1 pseudogene is annotated in these 265 nt (G+C 42.6%); it reads left to right on the plus strand.

Annotated features, from left to right (window positions below):
- Positions 1-265: pseudogene (locus BZK24_RS08545) on the plus strand (septum site-determining protein MinD); the annotation flags it as partial.

The raw sequence follows: 265 nt of genomic DNA on the forward strand, positions 1-265 counted from the left end.
TGAGCATGCGATTTTGCATGCGGACATGGCGTTAGTGGTGGTAACGCCGGAAGTGAGTTCCTTAAGGGATAGCGACAGAGTGATTGGCATTATTGACGCAAAGTCTAATCGGGCCAAAAGGGGCGAAGAAGTGCATAAGCATTTGATAATCAATCGCTTAAAACCTGAATTGGTGGCAAATGGCGAGATGATTTCTATAGAAGAAGTGCTTAAGATTTTATGCTTGCCTTTAATTGGGATCATTCCTGAAGACAGCCATATTATT

It is taken from the genome of Helicobacter pylori (assembly GCF_001998165.1).
GTDB classification, from domain to species: domain Bacteria; phylum Campylobacterota; class Campylobacteria; order Campylobacterales; family Helicobacteraceae; genus Helicobacter; species Helicobacter pylori_DL.